The sequence below is a fragment of the Idiomarina sp. A28L genome (assembly GCF_000218785.1).
Lineage (GTDB): Bacteria > Pseudomonadota > Gammaproteobacteria > Enterobacterales > Alteromonadaceae > Aliidiomarina.
On record NZ_AFPO01000026.1, the window covers coordinates 15,545 to 33,999 of the forward strand.

Here is an 18,455-nt window from a genome sequence, read left to right on the forward strand (position 1 = left end):
GGTACAAAAAAGGCCGTGTTCATTTGAACGCGGCCTTTCTTATTAACAGTATCGGCTCTGAGTTTATTAGTGCGGTTGCACGCCAATACGTGCCAACAACTGATGCAAATCAGATTGCACTCCACCGGCGGTAACCTTCCGCCCAGCACCTGGCCCGCTAATAACTAACGGCATATCGTGATACCAATCACTATAAATTACGAAAATATTTTCACCTGGAATTAAGTTGGTAAGCATATCTTCTACCGAAATATTCTCGATACCCACGCGAGCATGGCTGCGGCCATCGGCTACCGAAAAACTTGCCATTAATCGCGGAACCTTGCGCTCTTTCTGGGCTTCATCCCAAAGCGCCTGCATTGGTGCATCGAGCTCGGTTAACCGCTGCATAAACTCCGTCAACGGCAGGTCTTTCAATGTCTCGGGCACCAAACCGTTTATATCAATATCATCCCAATCCAGTTGAGCACCAATTTCTCGCGCCACAATTAAGAGCTTGCGAACAATATCATGACAGGATAAATCCTCTCGTGGATCTGGCTCTGTAAAGCCTTCTGTTTTCGCCTGCAACACCAAATCACTGAACTTCACCTTGCCATCGAAATTTTCAAACAACCAACTCATGGTGCCCGAAAATATTCCAGAAATGCTTCGAATTTTATCGCCTGAACGAATCAAATCATTCAATGCGTAGTTTAATGGCAAACCCGCACCAACCGTAGTGTTGTAGAGCCATTCGCGTTTATATTCATGTTGAATAGTGCGAATTTCGCGGTACAACGATTCTTCAGCTGAACCCGCGCGTTTGTTGGCGCTGATAATATGCATGCCATTGGCAAAAAAGCTTGGATAGAGCTGGGCAATAGAGTTTGCATCGGTTAAATCCATTAAAATTAGCTCATCGCAGGGAGCATTCGGCAGTTCGCGTAATAGCTCGGTAAGCACATAGGGGCGAGCCAATCGTTCAAAATTATCTTGCCAATCTTGCAAATCAACGCCGCTGTAATCGAGCCAAAGCCGGCGCGAATTAGCAATACCAAGAATACGCACATCAACGTTTTCATTCATTCGATCGCTTTGTTGGCGATACAATTCTATCCATTCACTACCGATATTACCGCGGCCAATAACCAATACACCAACACTGCGGCGGAAGTTAAATAGCTGGCTATGCAAGCGGTTCAACAACCGGTTATCGAGCTTTTGCCCTAAAATTGCTACTGCCGACGTTTTGTTTTCAGAAATTGAAAAACGGCGTAGTTCTTGTTCGCCAACTTCCCGGCGTAATACTGAAAATTGCTTCGTTTCCTGAATGCGTGCCCCTACTAAGGCAATCATGCTGTAACCGCTTACTTCGTGCACGTGATGTTCAGCATCGCTAACAGCAATCCAGTTGCGAATATAATCTAAGTGGTTTTGGTGAAACGCATAGAAACGTTCGCTGCCGGTTTCTTCATCCCAGCTTACTAAAGGTTGTAGCTGGTTGCTTTCAAAGCGCGCAATTAAGCCTCTATGCTCTAAACCGATACTGAATAAAACCACATCTTGTAGCGAGGTAAGCACCTTGCCCTGAGCTTCGGTAAAATCATATTGGCCGATACGAGTTTGCTGGTTTTCTACTTTTAGGCTAGAGCGCACACTAATCACCATGCGATCACGATTAACCGGTTGAAAAGTTCTTGGGTGCAATACAGGGCTACCTAATCGTGCAAGCTCTTCAGCTTCGCTCCAATCGAGAGAAGGTAGGCTTACTACTCGCTCTACTTTGCGCGGATCGGCTGAATACACACCCGCTACATCTTTCCAAATAGTGGTTTGCCGGCTATCGATTAAGCTGGCAATTAAGGTTGCTGAGTAATCAGAGCCATTGCGGCCGAGCAATAGGGTTCTGCCAGTTCCAGTTTCGCTACAAATAAAGCCGGTAACTATAAAACGAGTGCCCGGATAAGGGCCTAAACGTGCAAGTAGCTGGCTGCGTGATGTTTCGGTATCAATTACCGGCTCAGCAGCATCTGTAGCTTCGAGGAAGGTGCGCGCATCGATATAATCGGCCCGCGTGCCTTGCTTCTGAAGAAGCGCAGCGAGTAGGCGAGAACTCCATAATTCACCATAGGCACATAGCTCGGCACGCTCGATAGATTCCGCACCAATTAACCATTGCTGCCAACGGGCGAAATCAGCTTCCGATTGCGCCATTACTTGGTTCAACAAACGGCCCGATAGAAGCTCTTCGATCAGGCCTTGTTGAAAGCGTTGTAACGAACTGAGAAGAGTTGCAGCATATTCAGGTTGTGATTCACGCGCATCAGCAATAGCAATGATACGATTTGTAGTATCGCCGGCAGCAGAAACTACTACTAAATCACTCACACCCGCATGTTCGGTAACAATTCGAGCCACACGGCGGTAGCAATATGCATCGGCTAGGCTGCTGCCCCCAAATTTGTGCACATGGATCTCATCTGCTATTGCGCGAACACGTTCGGGTGTGGGATTTTGAGGTTTATTCATGCTAACAGCCTACTAGCCTTATGTTTTATGATTAATAAAAAGCATCATAACGAAACTTTATTGCAAATAGAAGTTTAGATGGCCAAATGCTTCAAAAAAAGGCATAATATAGAACATTCAAATATAATAACGTTTTTTCGGCGGCTTGAAACCGCATTTACCGGAGGTTTTCAGTATGGAATGGGATGGCGAGTATATTTACCCGTATGCGGAGCACGGCAAAAAAAGCACTCAGGTAAAAAAGATTACCGTATCGATTCCGGTGAATGTTTTAAAAGTGCTTACCGATGAACGCACTCGCCGCCAGGTGGCAAATTTGCGCCACGCTACCAATAGTGAATTGCTCTGTGAAGCATTTTTGCATGCGTTCACTGGCCAGCCACTCCCCGACGACGAAGATCTACGCAAAGATAACCCACACAAAATGCCAAAAGCGGTGCGCGAATATTTAGATACGCACAACATTCCATATTCCGAAGATGATTTGATTGAAGATTAAAGCTGCTTATCGTTGTGGGCGCTAGCGCCAATCTAGGGTGATTTGAGTTGCTCCCTCATCTTCTAAGCGTTCACGCAATGCGGCCGTTGGCTCGCGAAGTGATTTCACCCGACGATCATGCACTTCTACAAAGCCAGCAACGATTTTCTCGTGCAAGCCTTTATCAAGTAAATCATTGAGAATCCCGATTTCAGCGCCTTCGACATCCATTTTTAAAAGCTTAACCGGTGCATCTAATTGCTGAATAAATTCACTTAACACAATGCCTTCAACTTCAAAAAAATCATTGCGATTCACGTTTGATTTTGCTGACATCAACGAAGAACTAACAGAATAAAGCAATGGATCGCGCTTCGCATGACGATGCGAATACAACTTAAATGAACCCGGTTTTACCGTGCTAGCTGCTTGGAATAATTTTACATTCGGGAAGTTAGCCACACGTTCCTTCAGGGCAGCAAAAGCCACTGGATTCGGCTCAAATGCATATACGGTAGCTCCACTGCGGGCCATGATTTCAGTATAAATACCTACATTAGCGCCACAATCAATAGCAATATCATTTGGCTTCAAGGCCGCCGCCGCCGCCTCAAAGGCTTCTGTTTGCGCTTTATAACGAGCTTTTCTGCGCGCGCTATCTAAGTTCTTCAACCATGTGAAAATACCCACGAACGTTTCCTTTTGTTTTGTTCTTTCGCCGAGTATGCCTTAGAACCAACATTACTGTAAACCTAGCTCACTCTTGCACAAGCTGGCTTTACATTTGTAACGTTGGTAGGAATGAAAACGTAGATGATCAGGGGGAGTGCCGTTTAAAACAGTAATGACTAAAAAATAGAGCGTGCTTGCGCAGTTAGTTGCCCATGCTTTTCGCATTGGCTAACTAAATGGCAAACACACTCTCATGAAAGTGCTTTTTACTTTCAAAAGCAAACCGTTACTTGTATTTAAAACTTAAACGTAGCACTCAAACTAGCCGCGGTTCCGCGCTCGCGCATTTGTACTATTTGCCCTTGCTGCAGGATTTCAGTTTTCTCATTCAGTAAGTTCTTTAAACCCAACTTCACAGCTAAATTCTCACGAGGATAATAGCTATATGTGAAATCTAACGAGTGAAAAGGCTGCTCGAACGCATCGTCTTTACCATCTACACCAGCAAATGAAATTCGAGGCCCGAATACATTATACGAAAGCGTAGCCGAATGGCGTTCATTTGGGGCATCATACCCTAACTGCGTATTCACAACATAACGCGAGTGGCCACTTAAGCGGCGGCTAAGATTAGTGATATTCGATTCACCTAAGCGCTGAATCGAAATATCCGAATCACTCAACGTAACATTACCGGCAAGGAAGAAATCGCTAGCCCAGTTCGGAATGAATTCAATTTCTGCAAATGTACGCACAAACTCAAACTCTACGCCGTAAACATTACCTTTTTCAGCGTTCCGGAAACTTACTTGCAAGTTACCATCTGAACCTTTTATTTCTACTGTTTCAATTGGGGCATCAATATCCTTATAGAACGCACCCACGCTTAAACTACTGCCTGATTCCAAATACCATTCCCAACGCGTATCAACGTTGGTGATTTTCGAAGGCGCCAAATCTTGAAAGCCAACCACGAAAAAATCTGTGATCGGGTCAACGAACAACACCGGAGTTACTTCTCGAATATCGGGCCGCACCACGCTTTCACTAATACCAAAGCGTAACTGCATATCCGGGTGGAACAACCAAGTTGCGGCTAACGAGGGATACCAATCTTTATCCACTAACGGATAATCTTCAAGGTTGCCCTCCACTTCACCAGTAGCAGGATTTAATGGAATGGAGATTTGCCGGAACGATTCATACCGAGCGCCTAAATTAAAACGCCAGGTATAATCGTAAAGCGCATCAATCGCTAAATAGCCTGCATCTAATGTTTGCGCAGCAACATAATCATCGGCCTGAGCCGTTACATCAGAAATGCGGAAGCGGTTGCTTGCATCACTAATATTGGCATCAGAAAAGAGTTCCGAGAAACTTTGCTGCAGCTCTTGATTGCTGAAGCCTCGGCTATCGAGCTTAAAGCGATCGTTTTCCGCAGTACGTTGCCGTTGTTGCCAAGCGTAACCACTTTGCAGCTCAAGCTCCCACTTCGCTAAACTTAACGGCAATTTAAAATCAGTGGTGCCGTATTCCATATCATCGCGCATATCACCGAATTGAATTAACGCCGCGTTATCGCTGCGCCGCATAGTAAGTGCAGTTTGATTCCCTTCGCTATCCATGTTGCGAATGTAACGATAATCAACTTGGCCCGGTGCATATCGGCGTGCCTGTGAATCGGTGTACTGCCACTTCACGCCCAAATCAGCAAGAAAATCGAAACGGTGCTCACCGCGAATTTGATTACTCACTAAACTACGTTCTTCATATTTAATTGAGTAATCAACGTTCTCACGGTTCAATTCATTGATAGTTTCAATGGTATCGCCGGTTTTGATTTTTACTTCATCTTGGGTATCTAACAAATACAAACTAGTAGTTTGTAAACGATGATTACCATCGTATTCGATACCCAAATTAAGGATTCCAGATAGCTGAACGTTATCACTGGTGGCCTGTATATCATCGTAACGCACTAACGGTGTTAACTCATTGCCACTGGTAATCGAGTAATAGCGTTCTTGTTCTTTGCTGTTCGATCGGCTGCGATCATAGCTTGCGCTCGCAACCATACCCACAACCCACTTATCCGTGAGTTCTAAACGATCACCAAAGGTAACACTGGCATCCATATCCGGCTTTGATGAATCGGGGGTAATATCGTAGTTACGATTTAACGCTAAACCTAACCCACGGTTAATTTCTTCCGCTCGGGCTAGGTTGGTTGGTGTTACACCGCCTAATGCTTGCGCAATTGGAATTGGCTCCAAGGAACCATAGGTATCCAACGCATCTTGCAGCGTGCTCGACATTGAACGCGTACCATCGTCGCGGCCACGCCAATCATCACCGCCGCCTGCATAACTTAACCCATCTTCATCATGCATGGTGCTATAGCCGGTGCCTACCGAAACTTCGAAGATTCTTTCACGCGGTATACTCAATGTTTTAATATCAACACCGCCACCGCCAAAGGTTGCAGGCTGATCAGCCGAAAGCGTTTTTTGCACCGCTAAACGGTCTAAAATACCGGTTGGGAACATATCTAAAGGCACAACATTACGCGTTGGATCTGGGCTTGGTACCATAGCGCCATTCAGCAGGGTGCTAGAGTAACGCTCGCCTAAACCACGAACGTAAATAAACTTATTATCCACTAAAGTTAAGCCGGTAATTCGGCGTAATGCTGCGCCTACATCTGAATCACCAATACGACTAATCATCTCTGCATCAAGAAAATCTGCTACCTGCGCATTATCCCTGCGCTCAGCAGCGGTTATTGCTGCAGAGCTTAATAGCCGACCACTTACCTGAATACGCTCAATCCGTGAGCTTCCTTGTAGATTTTTGTTGCCAATAATATCGTCGGCTTCGGCTTCTTCGGTTTCAGCAGCCCCAATAACTTCCTCAACTTCAGCAACGTCTGGAGATTCAGTGTCTGCAATGGCCGTTATCATTGAAGCGCTAAGGGCGAAAAGAACCGCTGTTGCCAGCGGTTTCATTACCATAGATTTCTTCATAATCAGCAAGCCTTATTGGAAGTTTTGCAAGCTGTAAACCCAGCCACGCGTCCAATCAAAATCGCGGTGAACTGCGCCAATAAAAGGTACATCCATGAAGAACGTGGCATCGATTTCCGACATTGCTTTAGCTTCGGTGGTATCGATGGTGTAGTAGCCATCAACCACATCCAGCATGCTAGCAGCAACGCTGTTACTTTCTTGGGCAAGGAACCACTGCTCAGTAGTGGTTGTTCCGCTCACACTGCCTTTAAACGGTTCAGGGCAAGCAATAACAGTGTGCGTCATTACCGTTGTGCCATTTGCAGCCAACTGCTCAGATTCAGCAGAGTTGAATTCCAAACACTCACCCATGCCTTCTGGGCCAGTAATTACGAAGTTGTGCAATTGTGAGGCTGCGCCAGCACGAATCAACACGCCTTCAGAATCTTGATCCGCAGAAGTATAATCGTTACCAATAATGGTCATGTTCGCTACGATAGGGTTTGTTAATGGCGTAGCGCTGAAGTTACCCGATTGGTTATCACCTTCAATACCACGGTTCGCTACACCGCTATGGGCAGCTAACATAAACTGCAGGCGTCCTGTCCAGCCATCAGCATAATCTAGTGAATCATCACCAGAGCCGGTAACCACAACAAACCGCGCATCTACGTTGCCACCGAAGAACTCGATACCATCATCAAGGTTTTCGTGTACTTGGATGAATTCAACTTGGGTACCTTTACCAATACCAGCAAAAGTAATGCCGTTTAGCTCGTTATCAGGTAACACTTCGTAGCCGGCATAACGCACTTGTACAAATTTCAGCTTACCTGAATTATCTTCAGGATCGGCACCGCCATATGGCCCCGCATCACCTTCCGCTTCGATAGAACATGCCGCTAGGTTGTTTGCATCACATTTATTACTTGGTGCATTACCGAGCAATACTATGCCGCCCCATTGGGCTTTTTCACCGGTTGAGCCAATAGCATTTTGCAGTGAGGTGAATACGATTGGTGCATTCGGCCGGCCTTCCGCCATAATTTTCGAACCACGTGCAATAACTAGGAAATCGGCACCTGATTGGCCAAATAAACGAACGCCAGGAGCAATGTACAGCGTTGCATTATCTGCATTGTCGTTACCAATGCGCACCAGCCCATTCAACACATAATCCGCACCAACTGGAAGGTATAAATCTTCGGTGATAGTGCCGGTTAATTGGCAATTCATTTTGTCGGTTACTGAAGTAACTTCTACCGTGTTTTCCGGGCAGTAGGTAAGTTGCGCAGTAGCATCGTTATGTAGGCCGTATGTCCAGCCAATCGTCCAATCATTCTCACCATCAAATGCGCCAATGTAATCTACTTCATCGAACCAAGGATCGATATCATTCGCTACATTACGTCCAGCGCCAAGTGCCTGAGAAACCGCAGAGGGCATATAGCCACCCAACAGCGGATCTACAAGCATGTTGCCTTCTTGTGCTAAAAACCATTCTTCCGCGTTGAAAGTTACGTTTCCTGCATCATCAGTGGTGTTTCGAAAAGGCTCAGAACACGAGATAATCGAATTTTCAAAACGTAAATCGCCGCTAGTTGCGTTATTTACAGTTTCTTGATCATTAAGCTCAAAGCACTCTCCCATCGCCGGATCACCAGTAACAATGAAGTTGTAAAGCTCAGCGCTAGTGCCTCGGCGAAGTAAAATACCTTCTGCATCTTCATCTGCATCGTAGCTATTGCCAAGAATTGTCATGTTGGCAATGATAGGGCGGCTCATTGGCGTTGCACTGAAGTTTGAAGAGCTGTTATCCGCCTCAATACCACGGTTAGCTTTTTGATTGGTTGGGCTGTGTTGCACTAATACGTGCTGCATACGGCCATTCCAGCCAGAATCCCAATCTAAAGAATCATCTTGGTTACCGGTTAGTACGATATATTTAGCATCCACAGTGCCACCGAAAAATTCGATACCATCATCTAGGTTGTTATGCACTTGAATATATTCGAGTGTAGTTCCGCTGCCCACACCACCAAAAGTAATGCCGTTCAGTTCATTATCAGGAAGAACCTCATAGCCTGCGTAGCGCACTTGAAGATAGCGAAGAGTTCCGCTGTTATCATCTACAATAGCACCCCCGTAAGGGCCCGCATCGCCTTCAGCTTCAATAGAACAGTTTGCTAGGTTAGCTTGATCACAGCCATTCACCGGTGCTTGGCCGAGGAGCACTAAACCGCCCCATTCACCGATAGAAGTATGGTTTGATAAACCGAGCATATTTTGTACCGACGTCATCACAATTGGAGCGTTAGCTTCACCATTGGCTTCAATTTGCGAGCCGCGGCGCACTACTAAGAAATCAGCCCCTGATTTACCAAACAAGTAAGTACCTGGCTCAATTGTTAACGTTGCCGAATCTGCTTTATCGTTACCAACAGCCACGCGGCCATCGAGAGACCAAAGAATATCATTGGTTAATGTACGATCTTCAGTAAAGGTTCCAGTGATTTCACATACCGGCTGTTCATAGCCACTTAAAGCCTCACCGGCCGAAGCCCACGTTGGGCAGGCACCAGTTGGAGGTGGTGTGCCGCCACCGCCATTACCGCCGCCGCCGCTCGTTGGAGGCGCTGTTTCAGAAATATTGATGTTGATATCACCACCACAGCCGCTGAGGGCAACAGCAGCTGCTAAGGCGCTTAATTGAAAAAAACGATTGAAACGCATGATTGGGCTCCGAATTAGTATGCAACGAGAATTAACCGGCACACTATGAGCTGCTTTCATGACTTTAAATTTACGGGAACATGACAACTTGAAGACAAAAAAATAGGGCTAGAGCAAATAGCCCTAACCCTACCTTCTTTCTATAGGTGCACACATCCTTGTGTGCGAAACTTCCAACACTTGTTGATTTGTTGATGTGTAATTTAACACAGGGCCGGATAGTGAGAAACCAAGCAATTGTTACAAAATGTTAACGGTAGAGAAACACCGAAAAGCCCAAGCTCTCGCGCTATTGCGCGCTCCTCAGATTACGCCTACTCCTGTAAAAATTGTTGTATAAGATCAGCCTGTTGGATAATGCTTACTACGCCATCTAAATGCCCCCAAGGGCCATCAATTTCAGCATAGCTACTATCTTTACCTTGCTCTACAAGTAAGTTGTGCACACGTTTTGCCATGTAAGGCTGTAACAACAAATCGTTAGTGGCTGGTAAAAAAAGTGATTTTGCTGTGATATTTGCTAGGCCATCTGCAAGTGAATCCTGAAAACCTGCCATAAACAATTGATTAGCGCGCACCAAATATAGAATGTGGTTGGCATCTGCATAAGTTGCCCGTAAGTTTGCCGCGGCTTCAAGCTGGTCCACTACAGCAAAATTGGCACGAATATCTTGCAACGGAGCTTTTTCACCAGCAGAACTAGCTGCATACATTTGGTTAACGATTTGCGGGTGCAACGAACCTAAAGTAATCATTCTAAGCGCCTGCACTACGCCAGCTGTGGGTGGCGCAGAACTATAATAATCGCCATCGTTCCAATTTGGGTCGTTTATGATTGGGTTGGCCCAATGCTGTAAGTTTGCAATTGTCCATGGGTCGGCTTCACCCATTCCTATCACCGAAATCATGCGTTCTACACGATCTGGATAGGCAGCTGCCCAATCCAGTGCTTGCAATGAACCCATTGAAGCGCCCACAACCGCATGCAATGTATCAATACCCAACGAATCAATCACCAAGCGTTGCACGTTTACAAAATCACGAATGGTAACCACTGGAAAATCTAAACCATAAGGTTTACCTGTTTCTGGGTTAATGGTTGCCGGGCCAGTGGTGGTTACATTCGGGTTAGATGGCTCTTGGTTTACTAAAGTATCGATACTAATCACATAAAATTCATTGGTATCAATCGCTTTACCCGGGCCAATGATCGTGTCCCAGTAGCCTGGCTGCGCATCCTCATGGCTATATTTGCCGGCGGCATGGCTGTTACCTGAGAAAAAATGGGTAATCAAAATTGCATTATCTTTTGCCGCGTTGAGCTCGCCATAAGCTTCCCAACCTACCTTTACCTCAGCAATAGTTTCGCCGCCATAGGTTTGAAAGTTCTCGGTGCTGAACACTTGCTTTTTAACCAGCGGCAGTTCCGCTGCATTCACTAACCCAAACTGACTCATTGCGATAACTGAAGCAACTATCAGCCATTTTTGTAATTTTGCACTAACCATGGTTAGGCTCCTCGCTCAATTAAGTAATTCAAATATTCATCGCGGAGTTCATTTTTACGTACTTTTCCAGTGCCCGTTTTCGGCAGCTCAACCACAAATTCAACCGCATCTGGGGTCCACCATTTAGCAATTTTGCCTTGTAAATGATTCAAAATATCTTGCTGCTCTGCACGTTCACCCTGATTCAGCACCACTAAGAGTAAAGGCCGTTCATCCCATTTAGGGTGTTTAACTCCTACAACCGCGCACTCATTCACCAACGGATGCAAGCTAACAATGTTTTCAATTTCGAGCGAGCTAATCCATTCTCCACCGCTTTTAATTACATCTTTCTTTCGATCCACAACACGCATATAGCCATGTTTATCAATAACGGCGATGTCACCAGTGCCAAGCCAGCCATTTGGGAAACTACTTAAATCATCATTTTTATAATACTGATTACAAATCCAAGGCCCCCGCACCCGAAGCTCGCCGGTGCTTTCACCATCATGAGCTACGGCCACATCATCGGCATCAAATATTTCCATTTCCACGCCAAAGGCAGCACGGCCAGCGGTGGTTTGCAGCTTGTAGCGCTGCTCTTTCGGGAGCGCCATAATCGCTGGCGTTGGTGGCAAGCTAGTAGCCAAAGGCGCGGTTTCTGTCATGCCCCAAATCGGTTGCCAATAAACGTTATAACGCTCTGCATAAGTACGAACCATGCCTATGGGTGATGCAGCGCCACCCACGCAAACCCGCTCTAACGGTGTATCGCTAATTTGTTTCTCTTGCAGATAATTGTGCAATGTTAACCATATGGTAGGCACACCCAAACCCACATTCACCTTCTCGCTATCGATCAGCTCCCACATGCTGGTGCCATCCATGCCACTGCCTGGCAATACCAATTTAGCGCCAGCAAGCGGGGCGGCATAAGGCGCACCCCAGGCACTTGCGTGGTACATAGTTACCATAGGTAATAAAACGGTATCGGCACGCAAATCAAGTAAGGCAGCCGATACCGTAGCTTGCGCATGTAAAACCAACGCCCGATGCGAATAGCAAACACCTTTAGGATTACCCGTAGTGCCAGATGTGTAACAAAGCGAAGCCGCATGATCTTCATTGAAACGCGGCCAATCATAAGTATCTGGTTGATTGCCGATAAGCTCCTCGTAACAAAGTAAATTAGGAAGCGATGATTTCGGCATGTGCTCGCGGTCGGTTAGCACAATGTAACCCTTCACTGTAGGAAGTTGCTCTTGAATATCTTCGAGCATGGCTACAAAACCAAGATCAACAAACACATATTTATCTTCGGCGTGATTAATGATGTATTCAATCTGCTCAGCGAATAGCCGCGGGTTTACTGTATGCAAAATGGCACCTACGCCAGAAACCGCATAATACAATTCAAGATGGCGATAAGTATTCCAAGCCATAGAAGCCACGCAATCATCCATGCCCACACCAAGCCCATCAAGTGCATGCGCCAGCTGACAACTGCGGCGCCAACATTCTGCATAATTGGTGCGGTGAATATCACCCTCAAGCCGCCGGCTTACAACCTCCTGCTCTGGAAACTGCTGCCGGGCATAATCAAGCAAATCAATAACCAATAATTGGGTATTCATCATATTGCCGTTTAGATTGCCATGCATTCCACTTCTCCTACTGCAATTCGTTTTTTAGGTAATGTTTAAATAACTTCCGAAGCGATTTCTAAAAGCTAAGGTTAAAACAAGTTAAATAACAAGATGGCAATACTTAAACCAATCACCGGCACTACTACCGTTACAGCGCCAACAGCCCAATAGGCATCTTTGTGTGTTTCATTACAAATACCGCGAATAGTGGTTACTACATAACCGTTATGTGGCAGCGAATCGAGTGCACCAGAGGAAATAGATACTACCCGGTGTAACTGATCTGGGCTCACGCCAGCGGCTAAGTAATGCGGCCCAACTTCGGGCAATGCAATGACCTGCCCGCCCGATGCAGAGCCGGTTAACCCCGCAATTACACTTACCGCAACGGCTGCACCCACTAATTCATTACCAGGTAGCGATGTCATGGCTACCACTGCTTGTTCAAACGCCGGTGTAACGCGCGCCACGGCTCCGAACCCTACAACTGCAGCCGTATTACCAATCGCCACTAAAGCGCCAGTAGTAGCTTGCCCAAGCGCATGTTGCATATCATTAAAGAACTTCCAGTTAATCGCCATAATGGCTAACACACCACCGGTAAGCGCGATTATTAATGCCATTTGCGAATACTTCTCATGAAATAAAAATGAGAGTGTGAGTACAACGATTAATGGAATAAGGCCGGTAATTGGGTGTGGGCGGCGGCGATCTACTAGTTTTGGATCGCTAGCACGCTCAACAAAGTGCTCGCCCCGAGCTACTGCCTTATTAATGATTTTCATCAACCACCAATAGCCGATAATTGCCATGATAATGGCTACTACCAAACTCACTTCCCATGCTGCATAGGGCGAAGTGCCTAAGTATTGGATTGGAATCCAGTTTTGAATTTCCGGTGAGCCTGCCGATGTCATAGTGAAAGTAACAGAACCAAATGCGAGTGCTGCAGGAATAAAGCGACGTGGAAGGTTTGCATCTTTAAATAAGCTTAACGCCATTGGGTATACTGAGAACGCCACTACGAAAACGCTCACACCACCATAGGTAAGAATGGCACAAGCAAGCACAACCGCCATTACCGCTTGTTTTTTACCGAGCTTATTAATAATCCACTCAGCCACACTATCAGCAGCCCCCGTATCTTCCATAAATTTACCGAAGATAGAGCCGAGCAAAAACATAAAGAACCAAGAGGCTACAAAGCCAGAAAAGCCATTCATGTAGTTCTCAACAAAATTCACATCACCAAGAAATACCGGAATGCCACTACATAGTGCTACGATTAGCGCACAAACGGGGGCGCTGATAAAAAGATTCCACCCGCGTAGAGTGAGCAATATAAGTAATATAAGCCCGCCCACCAAACCAATCATACTCAGCATAAACACCTCTTTTTTTATTATTCGATGCGCACATCAGCGTTTTCGTAATTGAGCGTTATTGTCGGCCAAGAACTAAATTCTACCCATAGTACTATGGTACAGGTCACAAATTCCTCAACTTAGGCTAATGTTGCATCCGTAACAAAAATATAACGTCTGGAAAAGACAAACCCTTGGGGGAAGCAAGATGAAATCAACTACATTTACAAACCAGCAGTTTCGCCGCAACCTATGTGCCGCTGCTGTAGCCAGTGCTCTACTTGGTATAGCCATGCCAGCAGTAGCGCAAGATACAGATGAAGAAGAGCAAGCCACGCGCCTTGAGCGCATCGAAGTAACCGCTCGCCGTACTACGGAAAATCTACAAGAAGTTCCAGTTGCCGTAACATCGGTGAGTGGTGCAGAGATTCTTGAACGTGGCATTTCCAACATACTGGAAATTGCTCAGTTTTCACCGAATACAACATTACAAACAAGCCGTGCTACCAACTCAACTATCACCGCTTTTATTCGTGGTGTTGGTCAAGAAGACCCACTCTGGGGTTATGAGCCTGGGGTAGGTATCTATATTGATGATATCTATGTGGCTCGCCCGCAAGGTGCAGTGCTTGATATTCTGAACGTTGAACGTATCGAAGTGTTGCGCGGCCCACAAGGCACCCTTTATGGGAAGAACACCATTGGTGGTGCAGTTAAATATGTAACTCGCCGGATGTCTGGAGATCGTGAATTTTCGGTTTCCGGTACGGTAGGTAGCTACAATCAGCGTGATCTTAAAGTAACTGGTGAAATGCCACTTATTGAAAACACATTGTACTTTGGATTTGGCTACGCAAATCTTCAACGCGATGGTTATGGTTCATTCTTAACGAGTGATTTACCAAACCAAGATCGTGAAAACTACAATAAAGATGTGCAAGCAATGCGTGCAACATTGGAATGGTATCCATCAGATACTACCTTTGTGCGTTTGGCTTGGGATAAAACAGATGATGAATCAAACTCAAAAGGTGGCTATCGCTTACTACCTAGTTTACTAACCGATGCACCTGTTCCAGATAGCTTTTATGATTCTTACACCAGCTTACCTACTGAGAATAAAGTTGAAACAGAAGGCCTAAGCTTACTGATCGAACAAGAAATTAATGAAGAATGGCAATTCCGTTCGATTACCGCGAATCGTGAAAACTATTCTCCGGTAAATATCGATTTCGATAATACTTCGCTACGTATCTTTGATGTTCCAGCCATTTATGATGATAAGTGGTTCACGCAAGAATTCCAGCTCAACTACAGCTCAGATAACTTAAGCTTTGTATCCGGCTTGTATTACTACGATGCTGATTCATGCGGTACCTTCGATGCCATCCTTGAGGTGCTTGGCCAAGCTGCTTTTGGTACACCTGGCTTAACACGTGAAGTTTCTGGTTGTTCGAACAGCAAAAGCCAAGCGATTTACGGCCAAGGTAGCTACCAGTTAAACGACCAATGGTCTTTTACTGCCGGCTTACGCTACACACGTGATGAGAAAGAAGCGCTTGTACGTAACGGGTTAATTTTCGATACCGTATATCCAGAATCAGGCTGGATTCCAGGTTATGTTCGTGGCCCAGAGGTTGGCACACCAGTAGTGTTAGATGATAGCCAAACATGGAATAAAGTTACCCCACGTTTGGGTGCTGAGTATCGCTACAGTGCAGATACCATGTTTTATGCAAGCTTTGGCCAAGGTTTCAAATCAGGTACGTTTAACCCGCGTGCTGAAACTGCAGAGCCTGCAGCAAACCCAGAAGATGTGTATTCATATGAAGTGGGTGTGAAAAGCGATATTACTGACCGCCTACGGGTAAATGCTACGGTATTTATGCTCGACCATGAAAACCGCCAGTACGTTTCAGTAATACCAGATCCAAATGATGCAACTGTTCTGAATCAGCGGTTAGCTAACGTTGGTGAATCAGATGCAACCGGTTTAGAGCTCGAGTTCACTTGGATCGCAACCAACGATTTAACCATTTACGGCAACGTTGGCTTGATTGATGCGAGCTTCAATAACGTTTTAAGTTTTGATGCGCAAGGTAATCAAATCGATATCACTGATCAGTTTGTTATCACTAATACACCTGATACCACAGCGAATATTGGCTTTAGCTATGATCTTCGAGTTGCGAACGGTGATCTCGTGATCAATGGTAACTACAGCTACCGCAGCAGCTACGGTTTAACAGAGCTAAATAACCTGTTAACCCAAGATGCGTATGGCGTTTTGAACCTTGGTGTGAACTGGTACAGCGGAAGTGGTAAATGGCGTGTAGGTGTGCATGGTAAAAACCTAACGAATGAAAAATTCCTCGTTGGTAACTATGCATTCCTTACGCCAGATGCAAATAACCCTGGCGAGTTCTTACCTGGGTTAGGTGGCGATACTACACTGATTGGCTACTATGGCGATCCACGCACAGTATCACTCACTGTTGGGTACCGTTTCTAAGTAGTACGGTAACGTTAAAAGTACTTCTCTCTGGTACTCTTATTGCCACCGTTATTGTTCAATAGCGGTGGCTTTTTTCTACCAATTTTGAAGCTCGGCTTGCAGGTTTGCCATGCATCCGGTACAACAAGGTTCCATGCCCAATGAAAAAGACGAATAGCATGGCTAGAGCCATTATTGCTGATGATCACCCACTATTTCGGTCAGCCTTAAAGCAAGCATTAGCTGCTACCCTTGGCAGTGATGTATTGGAGGCAGAAAATTTTACCGAACTGCAAACTGTGCTCGAGCAAGAGCGGCAGGTGGAGTTGTTATTTCTTGATCTCAACATGCCAGGAAATCGCGGGCTTACAGGCCTTACAGCGGTTCGCAATCAATTTCCTGATGTATTAATTCTTATTGTTTCTGCGAATGAGAGTATTGATGTTATTCGCCGCGCTATGGCGTTTGGCGCCAGCGCTTATGTACCAAAATCGGCACCACTACCCATGCTGATGAATGCGGTTGATGCCGTATTGAGTGGTGATAGTTGGCTTCCCGAACACTTAAAAGATGAGCTTAATCGGCCTGCAAATGCCGCCAGCCAGGATTTTGCCAGTAAACTTGAACAACTTACACCACAGCAATTCAAAGTACTCACCTGCATTGCCGATGGGCTATTGAATAAGCAAATCGCCTATGAACTGGATGTGCAGGAAACCACTATTAAGCAGCACGTATCGGCAATTTTACGAAAGCTCGGGGTAATTAACCGAACGCAAGCTGGGGTTATTTTCCACGATATGTTGAAAGCGGATGAGGAAGAATAACTTTGCCGCGCTAATTGAGCCACTTATTTATCGGCTACGATTAAGCCTTACGAAATACCGCAACATCTTTATGCAGTTCAATGAGCTCTATTTCCCAGTGGGTTGCTATCCATTGAAAGGTTTCATCGCGGAAAAAGGTGATGTGCGTTGGATCAAGAATATAGTTCCACTTTTGATACCGTTCGATGGTTTTCGGTCGTTGTGTCATGATAACCAGCAACCCACCTGCGTTCAGAAGCGGCACTAATTGATCTAACACTTGCCGAGGTTGAGGCAAATGTTCAAATACCTCGGTGCTAGTAATAAAATCATAATTTTGCTGTAAGCGTTCAGGAATATTAGCATAAAAAATATCGTAATCTAGGCAGTGCATACCTGATTCATTGAGCATTATTGATAACGTTGGCCCCGGGCCGGAACCAAAATCGATACCTTGCGAGCCTTTCGGCAACAAACGTAACACTGGTTCTGCTGCCCGTGATAAAAACTTCCGGTAGCCTGGATCGTTTGGCTTATTATCGTGTTGATCGTAAATTGCTAGGGCTTCATCATCAGAAACATGAAACTTTTCGGGCACAAAAACAAGCTTACAACGCTGGCAATTATAGTGTTCACGCCCCTGCAAATACTTGCGGGTTTCAACAAGCCAAGGTTCATCATGAGTGGTTTGTAAGCAAAGTGGGCAGCAAATAGGCTGGTGTTTCAAGGTATCGCTCCGAGTGCCTGAGTATAAATAGCGAGGCTCTATGGTAAAGCCTGAGCGCTCAGAAGCAATAAATTTCAAAACCTTGGGTTAGAAAAAAAGAGAATCATTTATGTTGCCAGCTTACCTCGTTATTTTTGTTGCCCTCGCATATTTAGCGGTGCTGTTTTTAATTGCATCCCGTGGCGAAAAGCAACAGCAAGATAAGCCTCGGCCATGGCGCTACTCGCTAGTTCTTGGCGTGCATTGCACCACTTGGGCATTCTACGGCACGGTAACGCAAGCAGCTCATTATGGCTGGTGGTTTGCCCCTACTTACCTTGGCGGCATCCTTATTTTCTTGTTCGCTCATGGCTTCTTAATGAAGCTTCTAACCGTGGTGAAGCAACAAAACCTTACCTCAATTGCCGATTTGCTCGGTTCCCGCTATGGCAAATCGCACAGCATTGCCGTGTTCGTAACCTTTATTTCATTGGTTGCTTTAGTTCCTTATATTGCCCTGCAATTGCGCGCAGTAAGCGCGAGCTTTTCT

11 protein-coding genes are annotated in these 18,455 nt (G+C 45.6%); 3 read left to right on the forward strand and 8 right to left on the reverse strand.

Annotated elements, in window-relative coordinates:
• Window positions 1-66: 66 nt before the first annotated feature.
• Window positions 67-2,511, reverse strand: a complete 2,445-nt coding sequence (metL, locus tag A28LD_RS11305; RefSeq protein ID WP_007421208.1) for a bifunctional aspartate kinase/homoserine dehydrogenase II — start codon at window positions 2,509-2,511, stop codon at window positions 67-69.
• A gap of 175 nt (window positions 2,512-2,686) precedes the next feature.
• On the opposite strand from metL, the gene metJ reads away from it, so the two are divergent.
• On the forward strand, window positions 2,687-3,010 hold the full coding sequence (gene metJ, locus A28LD_RS11310) for a met regulon transcriptional regulator MetJ (RefSeq protein ID WP_007421209.1): 324 nt from the start codon (window positions 2,687-2,689) through the stop codon (window positions 3,008-3,010).
• Window positions 3,011-3,031: 21 nt separating this feature from the next.
• On the opposite strand, the gene A28LD_RS11315 is transcribed toward metJ, so the two are convergent.
• The 6 genes from A28LD_RS11315 to A28LD_RS11340 all read right to left on the reverse strand — a co-directional run bounded on the left by A28LD_RS11315 (window position 3,032) and on the right by A28LD_RS11340 (window position 13,920).
• A complete protein-coding gene (locus tag A28LD_RS11315; protein WP_007421210.1) occupies window positions 3,032-3,679 on the reverse strand; it encodes an FkbM family methyltransferase in 648 nt (215 codons plus the stop codon).
• Window positions 3,680-3,957: 278 nt separating this feature from the next.
• A complete protein-coding gene (locus A28LD_RS11320; protein WP_007421211.1) occupies window positions 3,958-6,684 on the reverse strand; it encodes a TonB-dependent receptor domain-containing protein in 2,727 nt (908 codons plus the stop codon).
• Window positions 6,685-6,696: 12 nt separating this feature from the next.
• Window positions 6,697-9,399 (reverse strand): hypothetical protein, encoded by a 2,703-nt coding sequence (locus A28LD_RS11325; protein WP_007421212.1) that lies wholly within the window; start codon window positions 9,397-9,399, stop codon window positions 6,697-6,699.
• A 314-nt stretch (window positions 9,400-9,713) separates the two neighbouring features.
• The gene (locus A28LD_RS11330) at window positions 9,714-10,907 is read right to left on the reverse strand and encodes an E22 family MetX-like putative esterase (RefSeq protein ID WP_007421213.1); all 1,194 of its coding nucleotides are present in this window, start codon (window positions 10,905-10,907) and stop codon (window positions 9,714-9,716) included.
• Window positions 10,908-10,909: 2 nt separating this feature from the next.
• Entirely contained in the window at window positions 10,910-12,550 is a 1,641-nt protein-coding gene (locus A28LD_RS11335; protein WP_007421214.1) for a long-chain fatty acid--CoA ligase, read from the reverse strand.
• Between the two features lie 74 nt (window positions 12,551-12,624).
• Window positions 12,625-13,920 (reverse strand): GntP family permease, encoded by a 1,296-nt coding sequence (locus A28LD_RS11340; RefSeq protein WP_007421215.1) that lies wholly within the window; start codon window positions 13,918-13,920, stop codon window positions 12,625-12,627.
• A 187-nt stretch (window positions 13,921-14,107) separates the two neighbouring features.
• Here A28LD_RS11340 and A28LD_RS11345 point away from each other — a divergent pair, with 187 nt between their 5' ends.
• Together A28LD_RS11345 and A28LD_RS11350 are read left to right on the forward strand one after the other, a co-directional pair.
• Window positions 14,108-16,411: a TonB-dependent receptor gene (locus A28LD_RS11345; RefSeq protein WP_007421216.1), complete on the forward strand. Its 2,304-nt coding sequence runs from the start codon at window positions 14,108-14,110 to the stop codon at window positions 16,409-16,411.
• A 143-nt stretch (window positions 16,412-16,554) separates the two neighbouring features.
• Window positions 16,555-17,220, forward strand: a complete 666-nt coding sequence (locus tag A28LD_RS11350; protein ID WP_007421217.1) for a response regulator transcription factor — start codon at window positions 16,555-16,557, stop codon at window positions 17,218-17,220.
• 40 nt (window positions 17,221-17,260) lie between these two features.
• Here the strand turns inward: A28LD_RS11350 and A28LD_RS11355 are convergent, their stop codons facing one another.
• Window positions 17,261-17,926: a class I SAM-dependent methyltransferase gene (locus tag A28LD_RS11355; protein ID WP_007421218.1), complete on the reverse strand. Its 666-nt coding sequence runs from the start codon at window positions 17,924-17,926 to the stop codon at window positions 17,261-17,263.
• Between the last annotated feature and the right edge of the window lie 529 nt (window positions 17,927-18,455).

Excerpts from the sequence above, each read along its gene's own strand:
- metL (WP_007421208.1), bottom strand. The coding sequence starts at position 2,511 with ATGAATAAACCTCAAAATCCCACACCCGAACGTGTTCGCGCAATAGCA.
- metJ (WP_007421209.1), top strand. The coding sequence starts at position 2,687 with ATGGAATGGGATGGCGAGTATATTTACCCGTATGCGGAGCACGGCAAA.
- A28LD_RS11320 (WP_007421211.1), bottom strand. The coding sequence starts at position 6,684 with ATGAAGAAATCTATGGTAATGAAACCGCTGGCAACAGCGGTTCTTTTC.
- A28LD_RS11325 (WP_007421212.1), bottom strand. The coding sequence starts at position 9,399 with ATGCGTTTCAATCGTTTTTTTCAATTAAGCGCCTTAGCAGCTGCTGTT.
- A28LD_RS11330 (WP_007421213.1), bottom strand. The coding sequence starts at position 10,907 with ATGGTTAGTGCAAAATTACAAAAATGGCTGATAGTTGCTTCAGTTATC.
- A28LD_RS11335 (WP_007421214.1), bottom strand. The coding sequence starts at position 12,550 with ATGCATGGCAATCTAAACGGCAATATGATGAATACCCAATTATTGGTT.
- A28LD_RS11340 (WP_007421215.1), bottom strand. The coding sequence starts at position 13,920 with ATGCTGAGTATGATTGGTTTGGTGGGCGGGCTTATATTACTTATATTG.
- A28LD_RS11345 (WP_007421216.1), top strand. The coding sequence starts at position 14,108 with ATGAAATCAACTACATTTACAAACCAGCAGTTTCGCCGCAACCTATGT.
- A28LD_RS11350 (WP_007421217.1), top strand. The coding sequence starts at position 16,555 with ATGAAAAAGACGAATAGCATGGCTAGAGCCATTATTGCTGATGATCAC.